21 protein-coding genes are annotated in these 20,370 nt (G+C 39.2%); 11 read left to right on the forward strand and 10 right to left on the reverse strand.

Annotation, left to right across the window (positions count from 1 at the left end; translation table 11 throughout):
* Positions 1-72: 72 nt before the first annotated feature.
* Genes sdaAB through OC530_RS04630 form a run of 3 tightly spaced genes read left to right on the forward strand, consistent with a single transcriptional unit; the run spans position 73 to position 2,279 of the window.
* Positions 73-744 carry an L-serine ammonia-lyase, iron-sulfur-dependent subunit beta gene (gene sdaAB, locus OC530_RS04620; protein WP_000838912.1) on the forward strand — a complete coding sequence of 224 codons (672 nt, stop codon included), beginning with the start codon at positions 73-75 and terminating at the stop codon, positions 742-744.
* An 8-nt stretch (positions 745-752) separates the two neighbouring features.
* Complete coding sequence (gene sdaAA / locus OC530_RS04625; RefSeq protein ID WP_000500050.1) at positions 753-1,625, forward strand: L-serine ammonia-lyase, iron-sulfur-dependent, subunit alpha; 873 nt, start codon at positions 753-755, stop codon at positions 1,623-1,625.
* 21 nt (positions 1,626-1,646) lie between these two features.
* Positions 1,647-2,279: an HAD family hydrolase gene (locus OC530_RS04630; protein WP_262079983.1), complete on the forward strand. Its 633-nt coding sequence runs from the start codon at positions 1,647-1,649 to the stop codon at positions 2,277-2,279.
* Between the two features lie 125 nt (positions 2,280-2,404).
* Here the strand turns inward: OC530_RS04630 and OC530_RS04635 are convergent, their stop codons facing one another.
* Both OC530_RS04635 and OC530_RS04640 read right to left on the reverse strand, forming a co-directional pair.
* The gene (locus tag OC530_RS04635) at positions 2,405-4,255 is read right to left on the reverse strand and encodes a nucleoside-diphosphate sugar epimerase/dehydratase (protein WP_262079985.1); all 1,851 of its coding nucleotides are present in this window, start codon (positions 4,253-4,255) and stop codon (positions 2,405-2,407) included.
* Positions 4,256-4,340: 85 nt separating this feature from the next.
* On the reverse strand, positions 4,341-5,171 hold the full coding sequence (locus tag OC530_RS04640; protein WP_262079987.1) for a glycosyltransferase: 831 nt from the start codon (positions 5,169-5,171) through the stop codon (positions 4,341-4,343).
* Between the two features lie 154 nt (positions 5,172-5,325).
* Between OC530_RS04640 and OC530_RS04645 the strand changes: the two genes are divergently transcribed.
* From OC530_RS04645 to OC530_RS04665, 5 genes are all read left to right on the forward strand, one after another.
* A complete protein-coding gene (locus OC530_RS04645) occupies positions 5,326-6,492 on the forward strand; it encodes an MFS transporter (protein ID WP_173253852.1) in 1,167 nt (388 codons plus the stop codon).
* Between the two features lie 139 nt (positions 6,493-6,631).
* Positions 6,632-6,958 (forward strand): PadR family transcriptional regulator, encoded by a 327-nt coding sequence (locus OC530_RS04650; protein ID WP_000273854.1) that lies wholly within the window; start codon positions 6,632-6,634, stop codon positions 6,956-6,958.
* On the forward strand, positions 6,945-7,538 hold the full coding sequence (locus OC530_RS04655; RefSeq protein WP_023941404.1) for a DUF1700 domain-containing protein: 594 nt from the start codon (positions 6,945-6,947) through the stop codon (positions 7,536-7,538). The genes OC530_RS04650 and OC530_RS04655 overlap by 14 nt, the downstream gene beginning before the upstream one ends.
* Positions 7,531-8,442: a DUF4097 domain-containing protein gene (locus OC530_RS04660; protein ID WP_262079995.1), complete on the forward strand. Its 912-nt coding sequence runs from the start codon at positions 7,531-7,533 to the stop codon at positions 8,440-8,442. Before OC530_RS04655 ends, OC530_RS04660 begins: the two co-directional genes overlap by 8 nt.
* Positions 8,443-8,504: 62 nt before the next feature.
* Positions 8,505-9,569, forward strand: coding sequence for a DUF6574 domain-containing protein (locus tag OC530_RS04665; protein WP_173262862.1), 1,065 nt, complete (start codon positions 8,505-8,507; stop codon positions 9,567-9,569).
* A 224-nt stretch (positions 9,570-9,793) separates the two neighbouring features.
* On the opposite strand, the gene OC530_RS04670 is transcribed toward OC530_RS04665, so the two are convergent.
* From OC530_RS04670 to OC530_RS04700, 7 genes are all read right to left on the reverse strand, one after another.
* The gene (locus tag OC530_RS04670) at positions 9,794-10,654 is read right to left on the reverse strand and encodes a DUF4299 domain-containing protein (RefSeq protein WP_262080002.1); all 861 of its coding nucleotides are present in this window, start codon (positions 10,652-10,654) and stop codon (positions 9,794-9,796) included.
* Between the two features lie 121 nt (positions 10,655-10,775).
* Positions 10,776-11,762, reverse strand: a complete 987-nt coding sequence (locus OC530_RS04675; RefSeq protein WP_001030028.1) for a rhodanese-related sulfurtransferase — start codon at positions 11,760-11,762, stop codon at positions 10,776-10,778.
* Between the two features lie 195 nt (positions 11,763-11,957).
* The gene (locus tag OC530_RS04680) at positions 11,958-13,151 is read right to left on the reverse strand and encodes an OFA family MFS transporter (RefSeq protein WP_173220068.1); all 1,194 of its coding nucleotides are present in this window, start codon (positions 13,149-13,151) and stop codon (positions 11,958-11,960) included.
* Between the two features lie 538 nt (positions 13,152-13,689).
* Complete coding sequence (gene blpZ, locus OC530_RS04685; RefSeq protein WP_173220071.1) at positions 13,690-13,938, reverse strand: immunity protein BlpZ; 249 nt, start codon at positions 13,936-13,938, stop codon at positions 13,690-13,692.
* 79 nt (positions 13,939-14,017) lie between these two features.
* Positions 14,018-14,236: a hypothetical protein gene (locus OC530_RS04690; RefSeq protein WP_173213201.1), complete on the reverse strand. Its 219-nt coding sequence runs from the start codon at positions 14,234-14,236 to the stop codon at positions 14,018-14,020.
* A gap of 5 nt (positions 14,237-14,241) precedes the next feature.
* Entirely contained in the window at positions 14,242-14,616 is a 375-nt protein-coding gene (locus OC530_RS04695; protein WP_112444782.1) for an immunity protein, read from the reverse strand.
* A gap of 51 nt (positions 14,617-14,667) precedes the next feature.
* The gene (locus tag OC530_RS04700; protein WP_164226314.1) at positions 14,668-14,895 is read right to left on the reverse strand and encodes a Blp family class II bacteriocin; all 228 of its coding nucleotides are present in this window, start codon (positions 14,893-14,895) and stop codon (positions 14,668-14,670) included.
* 309 nt (positions 14,896-15,204) lie between these two features.
* On the opposite strand from OC530_RS04700, the gene blpA reads away from it, so the two are divergent.
* From blpA to blpC, 3 genes are read left to right on the forward strand one after another with little or no spacing between them, the layout of a single operon-like run.
* Complete coding sequence (gene blpA, locus OC530_RS04710) at positions 15,205-17,358, forward strand: peptide cleavage/export ABC transporter BlpA (RefSeq protein WP_262080011.1); 2,154 nt, start codon at positions 15,205-15,207, stop codon at positions 17,356-17,358.
* Between the two features lie 10 nt (positions 17,359-17,368).
* Positions 17,369-18,730 carry a bacteriocin secretion accessory protein gene (locus OC530_RS04715; RefSeq protein ID WP_164226700.1) on the forward strand — a complete coding sequence of 454 codons (1,362 nt, stop codon included), beginning with the start codon at positions 17,369-17,371 and terminating at the stop codon, positions 18,728-18,730.
* 56 nt (positions 18,731-18,786) lie between these two features.
* Positions 18,787-18,927 carry a quorum-sensing system pheromone BlpC gene (blpC, locus tag OC530_RS04720; RefSeq protein WP_164226699.1) on the forward strand — a complete coding sequence of 47 codons (141 nt, stop codon included), beginning with the start codon at positions 18,787-18,789 and terminating at the stop codon, positions 18,925-18,927.
* Between the two features lie 106 nt (positions 18,928-19,033).
* Here blpC and OC530_RS04725 read toward each other — a convergent pair whose 3' ends face one another.
* Positions 19,034-20,368 (reverse strand): GHKL domain-containing protein, encoded by a 1,335-nt coding sequence (locus OC530_RS04725; protein WP_164226698.1) that lies wholly within the window; start codon positions 20,366-20,368, stop codon positions 19,034-19,036.
* Between the last annotated feature and the right edge of the window lie 2 nt (positions 20,369-20,370).

A 20,370-nucleotide genomic window follows, 5' to 3' on the forward strand; every position in this document is an offset into this window, starting at 1 on the left:
TCATCCGCAATTAAAGTCAAGACCCTCATTCTTTGATATAATAGAGATAAGAATTTTTATAAGGGGAAACTGATGAAATCACTTCGTTTTCAATCTGTCTTTGATATCATCGGACCAGTTATGATTGGCCCATCTAGTAGCCATACCGCTGGCGCTGTTCGTATTGGGAAGATTGTCTCTTCCATTTTTGATGATACTCCGACAGAAGTCGAATTCCAACTATTTAACTCATTTGCCAAGACCTATCGTGGCCACGGGACAGACCTAGCCCTTGTTGCAGGTATTTTGGGCATGGATACAGATGATCCTGAAATCCCAAATAGTCTGGAGATTGCCCACAAGCGCGGTATTAAGATTGTCTGGACTATTCAGAAAGACAGTAATGCTCCTCATCCAAACACCACTAAAATTACCGTCAAAAATGCTCACAAGACCATCAGCGTAACTGGTATTTCAATCGGTGGCGGGAATATTCAGGTAACCGAACTCAATGGCTTTGCCGTCTCTCTCAATATGAATACACCGACTATCATCATTGTTCATCAAGATATTCCAGGTATGATTGCCCTCGTAACAGAGGCCCTTTCCCGCTATGGTATCAATATCGCCCAGATGAATGTTACTCGTGAAAAAGCTGGTGAAAAAGCCATTATGATTATCGAAGTTGATAGTCGCAACTGTGATGAGGCTATCGAAGAAATTCGAAAAATCCCTCATCTCCACAATGTCAATTTCTTTAAATAGGAGGAAGCATGTTTTATTCTATCAAAGAATTGGTCGAGCAGGCAGAACTGGACTTTCAAGGAAATGTCGCAGAACTCATGATTACAACAGAGTTTGAATTGACCGGTCGCGAACGTGAAGAAGTCTTCCTTCTCATGGAACGCAATCTGGAAGTCATGAAAGCCTCTGTCCAACTTGGCCTCAATGAAAATAAATCTCGTAGTGGCCTGACAGGTGGAGATGCTGCCAAATTGGATCACTACATTAAAAACGGAAAAACTCTGTCAGATTACACGATTCTCTCTGCTGCCCGAAATGCTATCGCAGTCAATGAACACAATGCAAAAATGGGATTGGTCTGTGCCACTCCGACCGCTGGAAGTGCTGGCTGTCTGCCTTCCGTTCTCACTGCTGCTATTGAAAAATTAGACCTCAGCCACGAGCAACAGCTGGATTTCCTCTTTGCTGCCGGTGCCTTTGGACTAGTCATCGCAAACAATGCCTCTATCTCAGGTGCTGAAGGTGGCTGTCAGGCCGAGGTTGGTTCGGCCTCTGCTATGAGCGCTGCCGCCTTGACTCTGGCTGCCGGTGGAACACCTTATCAGGCCAGTCAGGCCATTGCCTTTGTCATTAAAAATATGCTGGGCCTCATCTGTGACCCTGTTGCAGGTTTGGTCGAAGTTCCCTGTGTCAAACGTAATGCCATGGGAGCTAGCTTTGCATTTATCGCAGCAGACATGGCCTTGGCAGGTATCGAATCTAAAATTCCTGTGGATGAAGTGATCGATGCCATGTACCAAGTAGGAGCAAGCATGCCAACTGCCTTCCGTGAAACAGCTGAAGGTGGACTAGCTGCTACCCCAACTGGTCGTCGCCTCCAAAAAGAAATTTTCGGAGAATAAGCTTATCAAATAGGAGAAACCATGACCTCTATCACAGCGATCTTTTTCGATCTGGATGGAACCCTCGTTGACAGTTCTATCGGGATTCACAATGCCTTTACCCATACCTTTAAGGAGCTGGGGGTGCCTAGCCCTGATGCCAAAACTATTCGTGGTTTTATGGGGCCGCCTCTTGAAAGTAGTTTTGCGGCCTGCATGCCTAAAGAACAAATTTCTGAGGCTGTGCAGATATACCGTTCTTACTACAAGGCAAAGGGCATCCATGAAGCTCAACTCTTTCCTCAGATTATAGACTTGCTTGAGAAGTTATCGAGCAATTACCCTCTTTATATCACCACTACAAAGAATACTCCAACCGCTCAAGACATGACTAAAAACTTGGGAATCTATCATTTCTTTGATGGCATTTATGGTTCCAGCCCTGAAGCACCCCATAAGGCAGATGTCATTCGCCAAGCCTTGCAGACACATCAACTAGCCCCTCAACAAGCCATCATCATCGGTGATACCAAGTTTGATATGCTGGGAGCTCAAGAAACAGGCATTCAGAAATTGGCCGTCACTTGGGGATTTGGAGAGCAGGCAGACTTGCTCAACTATCAACCTGATTATATAGCCCATAAACCCTTAGAGGTTTTGGCGTATTTTCAATAACATAGACTGGGCAAAAACTCCATTTCATACTCAATGAAAACGAAGCAAATCTCTACATAACAAAACGCATATTACCAAGACTTTTAAAGTCCTGATAATATGCGTTTTCTGATTTTAAAGATTTTTTATTCAACGTGGGTTGTTTGATTAGCAAAGGCGATAATGGCTTGCTTCAACTCATCTCCACTGAGAGTGCGGAACTCTTCAATTTTTTGATCAATGGCTTCTAGAGGCATGACATTAACCTTACCAACGAAAATCTTATCCATAACCTGATTATCAACCAATTCGGTCGAAACCAAGAGTTCTTCGTAGAGTTTTTCACCTGGACGGATTCCAACTTCAACGATTGGAATTTCACTTTCGGTGTGGCCACTTAGAAGGACCATTTTCTTGGCTAAGTCATAAATCTTGACTGGTTTGCCCATATCAAGGATAAAGACTTCCCCATCCTTGGCATAAGCACCAGCATGGATAACCAGACGGCTAGCTTCTGGAATGGTCATAAAGTAACGAGTCATGCGGAAGTCTGTCACCGTTACAGGCCCACCTTCAGCAATCTGGCGTTCAAAGACTGGAATTACACTACCACGGCTACCGAGAACATTCCCAAAACGGACTGCACAGTAGGTCGATTGGCTACGTTGGTTAAAGCCAGTGACAATCAACTCAGCTACGCGCTTGGTCGCTCCCATAACATTGGGTGGATTGACGGCCTTATCCGTCGAAATCATAACCATCTTAGGCACCTTAGCTTCATCAACGGCTCTAGCAACATTGTAGGTTCCACGAATATTGTTCTTGAAGGCTTCTTTTGGATTGCGCTCCATCATAGGAACGTGCTTGTGGGCAGCCGCATGATAAACAATAGCTGGCTTGTACTGCTCAAAGACTTGCAAGAGACGGTCATAGTCTTGAATATCGGCAATCACTGGTACATAATCAATCCCTTGGAATTTGCGAATCAATTCATGATAAACAAGGTAGATGGAATTTTCCCCATGACCGAGCAAGACGATACGTTCAGGATTGAAACGGCTAACTTGGCGACAGATCTCAGAACCGATTGAACCACCAGCCCCTGTGACTAAGATGGTCTTACCTGTCAGTTCTGCGCCCAGACGCGATTCGTCAAGACGAATTTCCTGACGGCCTAAAAGGTCCGTAATATCAATTTTTTGGAAGCCAGTAGCTGCTTGGTGAAGACCTTGAACAACAGTTTCAACCTTAGGCATCTTGTAACATTTGACACCCAGCTTATTACACATCTGCAAGATACGTTCATATTCTGACGGATCCAGCGACGGAATCGCAACGATAACACGCTCGATTTGATGGCGTTTAGCTAATTCAGGCAGATTTTCATAAGAGCCCAAAACAGGAATACCACCAAGTTTTTGACCCTTTTTCTTAGAATCCTTATCCAAGATACCGACCAGTTCTAATTCACTAGTTGGATGTTGGTAACTATCCATAAAGAGAGCCCCACCATCACCGGCACCAATCAAGAAGGTCCGACGGTGTTCCCCATCACCACTGCCTTTTTTGCGTCTGGAGTAGATTAACTGCCAAGTAATCCGTGGCAATAAAATCAAGAAGGTACTCAACAAGATAAAGAGAATGATGAAACGGATGGAGAAGAGTGGCAAGAAGGCATAGCAGATACTATATGACAAGACGCTGCTGGCAGTCACACCAAAAAAGATTTTCATAAAGTCCGTAATCTTGCTGTAACGACTAATACTAGCGTTCAACCCCCAAAATCCAATCATCAATTGATAGAACAGGAAGGCCAAACTCGTATAGATAATGTAGTCAACAGGTGCTGGATTAATCAGCCCATAAAATAAAATATAAGATACAATGATGGAAACCACCATACTGAAAATATCAAATATTCCCCAGAAAACCTGCTTTTGTTGTTTATTTAAAATTTCCACCAGATCAATCACATAATCTGTGAGTTTTTTATTCATAGAAATTTACTCCTCCTTAAAAGAGCCGAATAGTTACATTGTTATTATAACACTTTTTCTCCAGTTTACGATTTGCTACAATCTTTTACTTGCTTTTTCGTAACAGTTTCATAAAAATAAACTGTCTGACAAATCCTGGACAAAGGGCAACAACCATCTGAATGGCAACACTCTTGGCATACTCCAGGTAAGAAATTTGCCCTCTCTTCAGCATGCGCTGACGAGCCTGACGATAGAGTTTGAGATAACGTAGTCCCCCACGACGCTCAAACATCCCTGCTCCGACACGAACCTGACACAAGATTTGATCCAGATTTCCAGTCTTAGCTCCTGCAGCAATCATATTGAGCCAGAGGAGGTCATCTTCCATATAAAGCCCATCCTCATAGTTGCCTGCCTTGAGAACCATGTCCTTCTTGAACATGACAGTCATGTGGTTAAAGGCACTTCTCATCCTTTGATAAACCACAATATCTGTATGTTGAGTCGGAACACGACGGTAAGAAACAATCTCATCAGGATTGTCAATAAACTCTGCAATATGGCCACCTAATAGGTCGAGGTTGTCCTTCTCCATTAGCTGAACCTGTTTCTCAAAACGGTCTGGAACAGCTATATCATCTGTATCCATACGGGCAATAATATCATACTGACACTGCAAAACACCGTATCGAAGAGCTAGACCCAAACCTTGATTCTTCTCAAGAGGACAGCGTTTCACTGGAATATCAGATTCAGCTTCCACCTGGTCTAATACCTGATAGAGCTCAGGTGTCAAAGGCCCATCCTCAACCAGAACCAACTCGCTCGGTTTCAGGGTCTGATTTTGAACACTCTCAATAGCATCCTTTAAAAATGTCGGATTTTCCTTGATATAGACCGACATCAATACGCTGATTTTTTGCTTTTCAGACACAGTTTTTCTCCAATGTATAGATTTCCTTCCACTATTTTATCATAATTTTCAAGACTTTCCCATTTTTATCTTGAAAGCCAGAAACCTTACTTGACATTATAGTGAAAAAGCCTTAAAATAAGCTGTTATTAAAATCAGCTAGAAGAGGTATTATATGAAAAAGCAATCACTTTTTTTTGTTCCAGGTATTATCCTGATTGGTGTTTCCTTGCGGACTCCTTTTACTGTTTTACCCATTATTTTGGGAGATATTTCGCAAGGTCTGGGGGTAGAAGTTAGTTCACTTGGTGTCTTGACCAGCCTGCCTCTCCTCATGTTCACCCTCTTCTCGCTATTTTCTACCCGACTAGCTCAGAAAATTGGCTTGGAGCATCTCTTTACCTACAGCCTCTTCTTCTTGACCATTGGCTCACTTATTCGACTAATCAATCTGCCCCTGCTCTATCTAGGAACCTTGATGGTTGGGGCAAGCATCGCAGTCATCAATGTGCTGCTTCCTAGTCTTATCCAAGCCAATCAACCAAAGAAGATTGGTTTTCTGACCACCTTATATGTAACGTCTATGGGGGTTGCGACGGCTCTGGCTTCCTATCTAGCTGTGCCCATTACACAAGCCAGTTCTTGGAAAGGGCTTATCATCCTCCTCACCCTGCTCTGCCTAGCAACTTTTTTGGTCTGGCTGCCTAATCACCGCTATAATCACAGACTGGCTCCACAAACCAAACAAAAAAGCCAGACAAAGGTCATGCATAATAAACAGGTCTGGGCAGTTATTATCTTTGCAGGTTTTCAATCCTTGCTCTTTTACACCGCTATGACCTGGCTACCTACCATGGCTATCCACGCAGGCCTATCCAGTCACGAAGCTGGCTTGCTGACTTCTATCTTCTCTCTGATTAGCATTCCTTTTTCAATGACCATCCCAAGCCTGACAACCAGCTTGTCAACTCGTAACCGTCAGCTCATGCTCACTCTGGTCTCACTAGCTGGTGTGGTCGGCATTTCCATGCTCTTTTTCCCAGTCGGTAATTTCTTTTACTGGCTTGCCATCCATCTCCTCATCGGAACCGCAACAAGCGCCCTCTTCCCTTATCTCATGGTCAACTTTTCACTCAAGACAAGCGCCCCTGAAAAGACTGCCCAATTGTCTGGTTTATCTCAAACAGGAGGCTATATCCTAGCAGCCTTTGGGCCGACTCTCTTTGGTTACAGTTTTGACCTCTTCCACTCTTGGGTGCCAGCTGTAGCTGCCCTCTTACTCGTCGATATCCTGATGACTGTGGCCCTCTTTACAGTGGACAGAGCCGATAAAATTCTCTAACCTTCTAGTTTTGCCTAGAAGTTTTTTTATATATAAAAATTTTACACATTTCTCTTGACAGGGCTTTCTTTTAGATGTACAATGTATGTGTAGAAAAATTATATATAAAAATCCTACACATTAGAAAAGGAGGTTTCCCATGTACTTTCCAACATCCTCTGCCTTGATTGAATTTCTCATCTTGGCCGTACTGGAAAAAGGGGATTCTTATGGTTATGAGATTAGCCAAACCATTAAGCTGATCGCTAATATCAAAGAATCCACACTCTATCCCATTCTCAAAAAATTGGAAGGCAATAGCTTTCTGACAACCTATTCTAGAGAGTTCCAAGGTCGCATGCGCAAATACTACTCCTTGACAAATGGTGGTATAGAACAGCTCTTGACCCTAAAAGATGAATGGGCACTCTATACAGACACCATTAATGGCATCATAGAAGGGAGTATCCGCCATGACAAGAACTGAATACCTGACTCAGCTAGAACTCTATCTCAAAAAACTGCCTCAGGCTGACCAAATTGAAGCCATGGACTATTTCAGGGAACTCTTTGACGATGCTGGAGTCGAAGGAGAAGAAGAACTCATTGCCAGTTTGGGAACTCCCAAAGAAGCAGCCCACGAAGTTCTATCCAATCTTCTCGATAAAAAAATCAATGAGGCACCCGCTCAAAAAAATAACCGACAAATTTTACATATCGCCTTGTTAGCTCTCCTTGCAGCACCTATCGGCATTCCTCTGGGAATCGCCATCCTCGTGACCCTGTTCGCAATCCTTGTGGCCGCTTTGACTGTCATTCTGGCTTTCTTTGCGATTTCCATACTTGGTATCATTGGCGGATTCCTATTTTTAGTTGAAAGTTTCACTGTCTTAGCCCAAGCCAAACCAGCCTTTATCTTGATTTTCGGTTCTGGTTTACTGGCTATCGGTGCTTCTTCACTAGTTTTACTAGGCATTTCCTATGTAGCTCGTTTCTTCGGTCTACTCATTGTTCGCTTGGTGCAATTTGTTCTTAAAAAAGGAAAGAGAGGTGACCAGCATGCGTAAATTGACAAAAGGATTTCTCATTTTTGGTGTGGTGACTACCGTTATCGGCTTTATCCTGCTCTTTGTAGGCATCCAATCTGACGGAATCAAGAGCCTACTTTCCATGTCCAAAGAACCTGTCTATGATAGCCGTACGGAAGAGCTAACCTTTGGCAAGGAAGTCGAAAACCTAGAAATTACTCTCCACCAACACGCGCTGACCATCACAGACTCTTTCGATGATCAAATCCACATTTCTTATCATCCATCACTTTCTGCTCACCATGATCTTATCACAAATCAGAACGATAGAACTCTGAGTCTCACTGATAAGAAACTATCTGAAAGTCCATTTATCTCTTCTGGAATTGATGAGATTCTCCATATTGTAAGTAGTTCATCTAATCGTTTTAATGATGTCATCATCGGACTACCGAAAGGGAGAACTCTAAAAGGGATCAACATCTCAGCCAATCGCGGACAAACCACCATCATAAATGCTAGCCTTGAAAATACGACCCTCAATACAAACGGCTATATCCTCCGAATTGAAGGAAGTCGTATCAAAAACAGTAAACTCACAACGCCCAATATCGTTAATATCTTTGATACAAATCTGACAGATAGTCAGCTAGAGTCAACAGAACATCACTTCCACGCTGAAAATATCCAAGTCCATGGTAAGGTTGAACTGACTGCCAAAGATTATCTCCGAATCATCCTAGACCAGAAAGAAAGCCAACGAATTAACTGGGACATCTCAAGCAACTATGGTTCTATCTTCCAATTCACAAGAGAAGAGCCTGAATCAAGAGGTACGGAATTAAGCAACCCTTACAAAACTGAAAAAACCGATGTCAAGGATCAACTCATTGCGAGATCTGATGATGATATTGAACTAATATCCACACCAAGCAGACGTTGACAAAAACGCTTACATCTGCTACTATAGAAGCATATTTATCTAACTAAAAAGGAGGTTCTACCATGAAACAAGAATGGTTTGAAAGTAATGATTTTGTAAAAACAACAAGCAAGAACAAGCCTGAAGAGCAAGCTCAAGAGGTTGCAGACAAGGCTGAAGAAACGATAGCCGATCTCGATACACCAATTGAAAAAAATACTCAAGTAGAGGAGGAAGTCTCTCAAGCTGAAGTCGAACTGGAAAGCCAGCAAGAAGAGAAAATTGAAACTCCTGAAGGCGGTGAAGCGAGAACAGAAATAGAAGAAAAGAAGGCATCTAATTCTACTGAAGAAGAGCAAGATCTTTCTGAGGAAACAGAAAAAGTCACTAAAGCTGAAGAAAGCCAAGAAGCACTTCCTCAGCAAAAAACAATCTTGAAAGAGCCTCTTCTTCTCAGTAAATCCTTAGAAAGTCCCTATATCCCCGACCAAGCTCCAAAATCTACGGATAGATGGAAAGAGCAAGTACTTGATTTTTGGTCTTGGCTAGTGGAGGCTCTCAAATCTCCTACAAGCAAGCTTGAAACAAGTAGCACACACAGCTACACAGCCTTTCTCTTGCTCATTCTGTTTTCTGCATCTTCCTTTTTCTTTAGTATCTACCATATCAAACATGCTTACTATGGACATATAGCAACTATGCATAATCACTTCCCTGAACAATTTGCTTCATTAAATCTCTTTTCGATCATCTCTATCCTAGTAGCGACAACACTCTTCTTCTTTTCATTCCTCTTGGGTAGTTTCGTCGTGAGACGATTTATCTACCAAGAAAAGGACTGGACGCTAGAAAAGGTTCTCCAACAATATAGTCAACTCTTGGCAATTCCAATCTTCCTCACTGCCATTGCTAGTTTCTTTGCCTTCTTTGACAGCCTACGATTTACAGCCCTTTTGTGTGTGATTAGCATTGGGATCATTCTGCTTGCTAGTCTCCATATTATTACAAGACCAAGTCAAGCAAGTGAAACCGACTCCTTTTATCAGTTATTCTTGTCTGTCCTTGTGAACGGAGTGATCATCCTCCTCTTCTTTGTAGCTGAAGTCGCACTGATTGGAGATTATCTTCGTATCTTGGCCTTTCTTTAAACTCCATACTCTTCGAAAATCTCTTCAAACCACGTCAGCTTCGCCTTACCGTAGATATATGTTCCTGACTTTGTCAGTCTTATCTACAACCTCAAAACAGTGTTTTGAGCAGCCTGCGGCTAGCTTCCTAGTTTGCTCTTTGATTTTCATTGAGTAGCAATCCTGTCATCCTTGGCAGGATTTTTTCTATGTCAAAAAAGCAAGTCGATTGACCTGCTTCTGCTTTACTTTTCTTGTGCTAATGTTTTAAAATCTTTGTCTAAGATGGGTTGTATTTCTAATTGATTGGCATCTAGTTGGTGGTAAGATGCTGATGGTAATGACTCTAGGAATTTTGCATAGTCCAAGCGGGCAATGGCTTCATAGTCTTCTGGTTTAGAGCCGTCTCCTGTGATTTGAACCAAGTCAATCTCCCACTGGACTTCCTTATCCACCAATTGCTCAATATAGGCTGCAGGAACAAATGGTTCTCTCGGTAAAACTGTCTTGACTCCTTGAGCCAGATGGTAAACACCGTGCACTTGGCCTTCTCCATCCTGATAAAAGGAAACTCTTGCAAAGTAGGCATCGGTCTCTTGAACCGCATGTACACGTACTTCAAACTGAGCCAAGCCATCTGCCTCTAAAAAGCTTTTCAAATCCTCATTACTAAAGAAAATAGGATTAAAAATTCCTTGGCAAATCGTAAAATGGGCTACAGTGTCTGCTAGATAGGCTTGAATACTTGCCTGGAAATACGCTTCAAAATCAAAACCATCTAGTCCTTCAATCTCAGTTCCTGTATAAGCAAGCAGGGCATCTAAAAACGACTTGATAATCCGCCAGTCTGTCTTCGTTAATAGGTCAGGAAGATCGATACGGTAAGCCTTTTGACCATCAGCATAGCTGACCTTAAAGAGAAATTGTGATTGCCCCACTATCGCACACTCGATATACTCGAGACGGTTAAGAGGCTGACGGAGATAGACAGCATCATAGCTATGTGACTCCAAACCATCTACCAAGGCCAAGATGGACTTGGCAGTCAAAATTTCCTGTTCTCCTAAAATGCTCTGTTTATTTGGAATAAAAAATGTTTTCGTCATAACTGGACTCCTTTGAAATCGTTTACATATAGTATACCTTATTTTTCTGAAAGATACAGAAACAAACTTTAGATTTTTGAGTAAAAAGCATAGAAAAACAGCCCCTAAGGACTGTTTAATCTTATACAGTAGCTGCTTGATCCAAGCTTTCACCGATAGCGGCTAGGCGTTCGATCACTTCTGCTTGTGTCAATTCATGTTCTGAAACATAGCGGTTACGTGGGTGAACACGGCACTCGTGTGAACATCCACGAAGGTACTTGTCTTCATTTTCTTCTGATGTCAAGATACGACGGTTACAGAATGGATTTCCACAGTTGACATAACGTTCACATGGTGTTCCATCAAACCAGTCTTTCCCTACGATAGTTGGGTTGACATGGTTGACATCAACGGCGATACGCTCGTCAAAGACGTACATTTTTCCATCCCAAAGCTCACCTTGAACTTCTGGGTCTTTACCGTAAGTTGCGATTCCTCCGTGCAATTGGCCAACATCTTTGTAACCTTCACGAACCATCCAGCCTGAGAATTTCTCACAGCGAACCCCACCTGTACAGTAAACCACGACACGCTTGTCCATGAATTTTTCCTTGTTATCACGAACCCATTGTGGTAACTCACGGAAGTTGCGGATGTCTGGGCGGATAGCCCCACGGAAATGTCCTAGGTCGTACTCATAATCGTTACGTGTGTCAAGGACAACGGTATCTTTATCAAGAAGCGCTTCTTTGAACTCTTTTGGAGACAAGTAAGCACCTGTTGTTTCAAGTGGGTTAATGTCATTGTCAAAGTCGTTGTCTTCCAAACCAAGGTGGACAATCTCTTTCTTGTAGCGAACAAACATCTTCTTGAAGGCTTGTTCACTTTCTTCGTCAATCTTGAACCAGAGGTCTTCCATGCCTGGGAGGCTGTGAACGTAGTCCATGTATTTTTGAGTTGTTTCGTAATCCCCTGAAACTGTTCCGTTAATTCCCTCGTCAGCGACTAGGATACGGCCTTTAAGACCGATTGATTTACAGAAAGCCAAGTGGTCTGCAGCAAATTGCTCTGCATTTTCAATTGGAGTATAAAGGTAGTAAAGTAAGACACGAATATCTTTTGCCATAAGATTTGTTCTCTTTTCTATTCTTAAATTTTCTAAATTTTTTATTTATCCATACTAGTATACCTGCTTGAGAAAACGAATGCAATTTATTTGACTGGAAATTGCTATATTTCAATTTAGAAAAAAATTTCTTGTACACTACACTTAGTATCAATCATATTTTAAAAAATCCTTGGATTTTCCAAGGATTCATTTTTAAACTTTTTTAGCTTTAGCCATATAGAACAGTTGGAGTAAAATACCAAGGATAGCCATGCCGATAACGATAAAGAAGGCCATTGTATAATCTCCTTGGTTTGCCTGTGCAAGACGTGCTCCTAACTGAGGACCAGCAATAGCAGCTACGCCATAAGCAGTAAACATCCATCCATAGTTTGTCCCTACGTATGTAACTCCCCAGTTTTCAGCAGTAATTCCTGGGAATGAACCTAGGAAGCCTCCAAATGACAAGGCAACCATCATAATTCCAAGGATGGCCAAGATGCTTCCAGGACCTTTGAATAAGGCTGTGAGCAACAAACCAGTAGCAACCGCTCCAAACATGGCAATAACAGTAGGATAGCGACCAATCTTATCAGATACCGTACCCCAGAAGATACGACCAAATGTATTAGCGATAGATACCAGCATAACAAAGAGTGTAGCTTCTCCTACAAGTTTATACTGGTCAGAAATTGATGCTGCAGTACCGATAATCATCATTCCACCAGTAGCACCAAGAACGTAAATCAACCATAGAAGCCAGTAATTTCCATCACGAAGCATTTCTTTGTAAGTTTTACCTTCTGGTTGAGCTGTTCCAGATGCCGGCGCTGCTGCAGGAGCTTTCTCCATTACCAATGAAGAAGTGCAAATAACAATTAGAAGAATGATACCCAATACTTTGAATGTTGAGTAAACACCCATAGAAGCAATCAAAGCTTTGGCAACTGGACCGATAATGAGCGGGCCTAACCCGAAACCTGCTGCTGTCAAACCACCAGCTAAACCTTTTTTATCTGGGAACCACTTAGTGGCAACTGAAGTAGATGCTCCATAAGCTGAACCAATACCAAGTCCTAGGACAACCCCGTAAGTGAGGTAAAGGACTGGAAGAGAAGTAGCAAATCCAGTAGCAAACATACCAGCACCGAAGAGAATACCACCTAGGAATACAAATTTCTTAGGTCCTGCTGAATCAACCTTAGGACCGAAAATAATCATACCAACAGGTACCATTGCAAAAGAAATACTAAAGGCCAAAGAAGTTTGGGATTGAACCCATCCTTGACTAGAATTGGTTTCTAGCAGCGCCTTTTGAAAAACTGACCAGGCGTAACCAGCACCTAGAGATAGATTCGTTAAAATGGCTGCTGCCAAAATTAACCATCGATTGGGTGTTTTTTTCATTTGAATAACCTCATGTAAAATTTCTTGTTCCTAAAAAGAATAGAGAATAACTTTTATCATTTTTTCACCTATCTCGTTTAAATTGATCATTGTATAAATTTTTAAGTATATAGAACTATGTAAATGATATACATCTATATACGACTGCTTAAAAATTTGTATCTATAGATCTCTTAAATCAGAACAAGATGAATTTTCACAATGTTAAGCGTTTTCATTGTACTCTTATTATAAGCTACTTTATTCTAAAAATCTACTTAAGAAAAATTAATAAAGATATAAGAAATTTTAATATTTTAATCATCTGTTATCATTTTAATATTGTTTATATCATCTAATTCGGATAATTATCTAAATAAGGTAAAAAACCACTGCCCTCCCCAGACCAACCTGAGGAAAACAGTGATTCTTATTTTAGGAGTTAGGAATGAATGTAAGGAGCTACATTTGACGTTACTATACTAAAAATCAAAAACAAGGTATAATCTTTATTGAAAACGACCATAAAGATAACCACTTAAACACTAAGTACACCTTCCTACAAGTCATCCTTTACCTCCAATCTCTCTAAAACAAACCATTTTAATAACCAAAATCCGACAACATAGCCAGCCCCTAAGAATATAGCTATAAAAGCTAGCATGGGATTCAGGAAAGAAAAAACCACTACAGATACAAAGGTTAGCACAAAAACATTAAATGCAATGGTGTCAGAAACCAAGACTAGAATATAGGGTGTCAACCAGTCTAAGATTTTTGAATATGGAAAAAATAAGTGTTTATACATGATACGTTCCTATACAGTATAGAGAGTATAAGCGCAAAGAGATACCCAGATTAATAATTCTATATCCTAACTAAATCCTCTAATGTGGCCATAAAACTGAAGCTGCCGCCCCACCAGCTGCACAAATTAAATAAATCTGCGGAGTTGGGAAAGGGATTGTCTGTGCACAAAGCGAAAGCCCCTCAACTGCACCACCTACTCCACTTAAAAATCTGTCTGCAAGTTGTTTATCACCAGCTGTTATCATTGTTAATTTTTCATCGGATAAAATGATAAAATTATTTACTGATTGTTCCATTCTTTTCACGCTTTCTTTGTTAAATTAATTTGGCTAGTAGACAAAAGATAAACTAAGGCATTAAAGACAATGAAAATATTTCCATAAAGTAAAATCAGTCTCTCATCCAAACCAAGATAAAGTTTTACCGCCAAAAAGATGAGCAAAAGAATTTGAAACCATAACGTTTTTCCAAAAATAAATTTAAAGCGTTTTTGAATGTCTGCTTCCTTGATTTTTACCGCCAAACCTTTATTAGCAAGAAGGAAAACTCCTGCTTCAAATAAGCCACTGTAGAGAACAATCCACCCAATCGATACATTCGAGATTTTCAAAAATGTACCTAAAAGAATATCCAAAACACTACTCAAGAAAATAATAAGAAATAATCTGTATTTCATATAAATCACCTCCTTTTACTACTATTTCCAATCTACTATATCGCTAAAAGTTTAACTTGCTCTAAAAGCTCCCCAAGCCGCTGTACAAAACTGTGCTCCTAAAACCCCTCCGGCAAGAGTTCCCACAACTGGGATAACACTCCCCAGAGCTGCACCTCCTATTGTACAAATTCCTAATGCTTGAACAACTTCTCCAGCCCCTACTTTATCTCCACCTTCAACACGAGCAAGCATTTCATTATCCATAACAGAAAATTGTGACATTGTTTTTGTATTCATGATGAATACCTCCTTTTTATTTTTAATTTTTGTCTTGTTGCAACCTTGACAACATCAATATATCATAATTAACTGATATCATTTCTTTAAAATCATAAAATGTCTTTTTTTCATCACGAAATGTTTTTCATAAATTTTATCAAAGACCAAAACTAATATATACTATCGTCAACTATAAAAATCAATGGTTCATCTTACTTAATAAAAATTACTGTTCATGACAATATAAATACCGTTTACGATTTAGCAAGAAGTTTTTTAGTAAAGTTTGGCATAATATACCTATCTACTATATGAAAGGAATTGCCAATGACTTCTTATAAACGTACATTTGTTCCTCAAATAGATGCTAGAGACTGCGGTGTTGCTACCTTAGCCTCGATTGCTAAATTCTATGGTTCAGATTTTTCTCTAGCTCACTTGAGAGAACTTGCAAAGACCAATAAAGAAGGAACGACTGCTCTTGGCATTGTAAAAGCCGCTGATGAAATGGGCTTTGAAACAAGACCTGTTCAAGCAGATAAAACGCTCTTTGACATGAGTGATGTCCCCTATCCATTTATCGTTCACGTTAACAAAGAAGGAAAACTCCAACATTACTATGTTGTCTATCAAACAAAGAAAGACTATCTGATTATTGGTGATCCTGACCCTTCTGTAAAAATCACTAAAATGTCAAAAGAACGCTTTTTCTCTGAATGGACTGGAGTAGCTATTTTTCTAGCTCCCAAACCCAGCTATCAACCCCATAAAGATAAAAAGAATGGTCTACTAAGCTTCCTTCCTCTGATTTTCAAACAAAAATCTCTCATTGGTTACATTGTTCTCTCAAGCTTATTGGTCACGATTATCAATATCGGTGGTTCTTATTATCTCCAAGGAATCTTGGATGAATACATTCCAAATCAGATGAAATCAACTTTAGGAATCATCTCAGTTGGTCTGGTTATAACCTATATCCTCCAGCAAGTCATGAGTTTCTCCCGAGATTATCTCCTAACTATTCTGAGTCAGAGATTAAGCATTGATGTGATTTTATCCTATATCCGCCATATTTTTGAACTTCCTATGTCTTTCTTTGCGACACGTCGTACAGGAGAAATCATTTCACGGTTCACAGATGCTAACTCTATTATAGATGCCTTGGCTTCTACCATTCTTTCTCTTTTTCTGGATGTTTCTATTCTGATTCTTGTAGGAGGCGTCTTACTGGCACAAAACCCTAATCTCTTCCTTCTTTCTCTTATTTCTATTCCTATATACATGTTCATCATCTTTTCTTTTATGAAGCCTTTCGAAAAAATGAACCATGATGTCATGCAAAGTAATTCTATGGTTAGCTCTGCCATTATCGAAGATATCAACGGGATTGAAACTATAAAGTCGCTCACGAGTGAAGAAAATCGCTATCAAAATATAGACAGCGAATTTGTAGATTATTTGGAAAAATCCTTTAAGCTCAGTAAATATTCTATTTTACAAACGAGTTTAAAGCAGGGAACAAAATTAGTTCTGAATATCCTTATCCTATGGTTTGGCGCTCAATTAGTCATGTCAAGTAAAATTTCTATTGGTCAGCTGATTACCTTTAACACACTTCTTTCTTACTTTACAACTCCTATGGAAAATATTATCAACCTCCAAACCAAACTCCAATCTGCGAAGGTCGCTAATAACCGTTTGAACGAAGTCTATCTAGTCGAATCTGAATTTCAAGTTCAAGAAAACCCTGTTCATTCACATTTTTTGATGGGCGATATTGAATTTGATGACCTTTCTTATAAGTATGGTTTTGGACGAGATACCTTAACAGATATTAATCTCACGATTAAACAAGGAGATAAGGTTAGCCTAGTTGGAGTTAGTGGTTCTGGTAAAACAACTTTAGCCAAAATGATTGTCAATTTCTTTGAACCCTACAAAGGACATATTTCCATCAATCATCAGGATATTAAAAACATTGATAAAAAAGTCTTGCGCCGTCATATTAATTACCTACCCCAACAAGCCTATATCTTTAATGGCTCTATTTTGGAAAACTTAACCTTGGGTGGTAATCATATGATTAGTCAAGAAGATATTCTAAGAGCTTGTGAATTAGCTGAAATCCGTCAAGACATTGAAAGAATGCCTATGGGCTATCAAACTCAGCTCTCTGATGGAGCTGGTCTATCAGGAGGACAAAAGCAACGAATCGCTCTCGCTCGTGCTCTTTTAACTAAAGCTCCTGTTTTAATACTGGATGAAGCTACTAGCGGTCTTGATGTCTTGACTGAGAAAAAAGTTATAGATAATCTTATGTCCCTAACTGATAAAACCATTCTCTTTGTAGCCCATCGTCTCAGTATAGCCGAACGAACCAACCGTGTCATTGTTCTTGACCAGGGGAAAATCATTGAAGTGGGTAGTCACCAAGAGTTAATGCAGGCGCAAGGTTTCTACCATCATCTATTCAATAAATAAGGAGAATGTCATGAATCCTAATCTTTTTAGAAGCGTCGAGTTTTATCAGAGACGTTACCATAACTATGCGACAGTGTTAATTATACCTCTTTCATTACTACTTACTTTCATCTTGATTTTCTCCCTTGTTGCCACAAAAGAAATTACTGTTACTTCCCAAGGAGAAATCGCCCCTACAAGTGTCATTGCATCTATTCAGTCAACCAGTGATAATCCTATCCTTGCTAATCATTTAGTGGCAAATCAAGTAGTTGAAAAAGGTGACTTACTCATCAAATACTCTGAAACAATGGAAGAAAGTCAGAAAACTGCCTTAGAAACTCAATTACAAAGACTTGAGAAGCAAAAAGAAGGACTTGGAATTTTGAAACAAAGCTTAGAAAAAGCGACTGATCTTTTTTCTGGCAAGGATGAGTTTGGCTACCATAATACCTTTAGGAATTTTACTAAACAATCCCATGATATTGAACTGGGTATCACAAAGACTAACACTGAGGTTTCAAATCAAGCTAATCTTGCCAATAGCAGTTCATCAGCTATTGAACAAGAAATTTCAAAAGTTCAGCAGCAGATTGGAGAATACCAGGAGCTGAGTGATGCTATCATAAATAAAAGGGCTCGCTTACCAACTGGCAATCCGCACCAGTCAATTTTGAATCGTTATCTTGTAGCCTCACAAAGACAAACACAAGGAACTGCAGAGGAGCCATTTTTATCTCAGATTAATCAAAGTATTGCAGGTCTTGAATCATCTATCGCAAGCCTCAAAATTCAGCAAGCTGGTATCGGAAGTGTAGCAACTTATGATAACAGTTTAGCAACCAAAATTGAAGTACTCCGCACACAGTTTTTACAAACAGCCTCACAGCAACAACTAACAGTGGAGAATCAATTAACAGAATTAAAAGTACAGCTAGATCAAGCAACGCAGCGCTTAGAAAACAATACTTTAACCGCTCCAAGTAAAGGTATCATTCACTTAAACAGTGAATTTGAAGGTAAAAATAGAATTCCAACTGGTACAGAAATTGCTCAAATATTCCCTGTCATCACAGATACAAGAGAAGTACTAATCACTTACTACGTATCTTCTGACTATCTACCTCTACTAGATAAAGGACAAACTGTAAGATTAAAACTGGAGAAGATTGGAAATCACGGCACCACCATCATCGGCCAACTTCAGACAATTGATCAAACTCCTACCAGAACAGAGCAAGGAAATCTCTTTAAATTAACCGCTCTTGCAAAACTATCTAATGAGGATAGTAAACTCATCCAATACGGCTTACAAGGTCGCGTCACTAGTGTAACTGCAAAGAAAACATATTTTGATTATTTCAAAGATAAAATTTTAACCCATTCTGATTAATTTTCAGATAACACTCTATAACTATTTATTATCTTATCAAAAAGGAGAATCATAACATGGATAAGAAACAAAACCTAACTTCATTTCAAAAACTAACAACTACTGAACTCAACCAGATTACAGGTGGAGGATGGTGGGAAGAGCTATATGAAACTATAACAACACCATTAAAATTACGGACTACTTTCAAACCATAAAAAATCTATAGAATTATAAAAACGCATAATATCAGATTTCAAAATGACTGATACTATGCGTTTTATCATGAAAAGATTATAGAAGATACAAGTCACCCATCCCCACCTATACTTCTATCTCTAAGACTTGTTTAAATCTAAAATTAGAACTTGTAGTTTTTAGAATGATATTTGGGTATTTTGTCAAAATACTATTAACATTAGACAAACCAACTCCTCTATTCTGCCCTTTAGACGACATTCCTCTCTCAAATATTTTTGTAACATCAATCTCTCTATCTAGGGTCGGATTTTGGATAATTAAAACTTGCTTATTACTTCTAATATCTTCAAAAAAACAAACACTTAGAGGTTCCTCGACAGTGGCGCTTGCAGCGGCCTCTATCGCGTTATCTAACAATATAGAAACAACTGTTAAAAAATCAATTTCCTCAATCTTTTTGATAGTAATTGGTTTTTCTATTTCCAAAGAAACTGGCACTAGTAAACTCTGAGCCTCGGATAATTTTGAGATTAATAAACTCTTCAAGGATAAATCCTCTATATTTCTCAATCTCACTACATCAAATTTTGTATCTTTTAAATTTTTCCCTGAGTCTTTCAAGACACTGTCATAAATTTGAGCAACTAAATCAATATCTTTTCGGTCTATTCCTATCTTTAAACTTGTTAAGATATTTGCATAATCATGCCTAAAGCTTCTAACCTCTTGATAAAGTCCTTCTACTTGTTTACTATAGCTCTTAAGATTTTGAAGTTGAATCTCTTTTTGAAGTACTAAATCTTTTTGCAATTCCTCACGTACATTTCTATCCAGTATATTGACAAAATAGATAAATAAAAAGAAATAGATTGCAGTTATAGCTCCTTGATAATGATTTATAGATAAGTTCAAGATTTTTTTAATATAACCAATAAAAGGAACCAAGATAAAATAACCCAACATTGCAGCATTAGCAATCCTCATTATTTGAGCTAAATGTTTATCCAACACTTTACTTCTTAGATAGCTAAAATCATACTGAAAAACTTTTATTATAAGCAAAGATAGGAGACTTGCTAAAATCGAGAAAATTGTGGCATCGTAATAAACATATATGTCTGTTAAACTAGCAAAATTAGGAATAATAAAATCAACAAAGAAATCATAGATAATCGACCAAAATGTGATAGGAAACAGAGCATAAAAAAGTGTCAATATCAGACTGTACTTCTTTTTATCCAACAAAAATGTGTAGATAATAAAAAAGATGGGATAATCTAGTACTGTAATAACAACAGGGATATAGAACGTCTTAATCAAGATTAAAAGTAAAAACTCTAATAAAAAATAGAAAAGCAATAACTCTAAAGATCTCTTTATAGTCAATTGATAGCCATAAATTTTTGCATGAAGAAATAAAAGTATGTAAAAATTCAAAGATACTAACACAAAAGACATTT

This window comes from Streptococcus sp. Marseille-Q5619, assembly GCF_946901205.1.
GTDB lineage: Bacteria > Bacillota > Bacilli > Lactobacillales > Streptococcaceae > Streptococcus.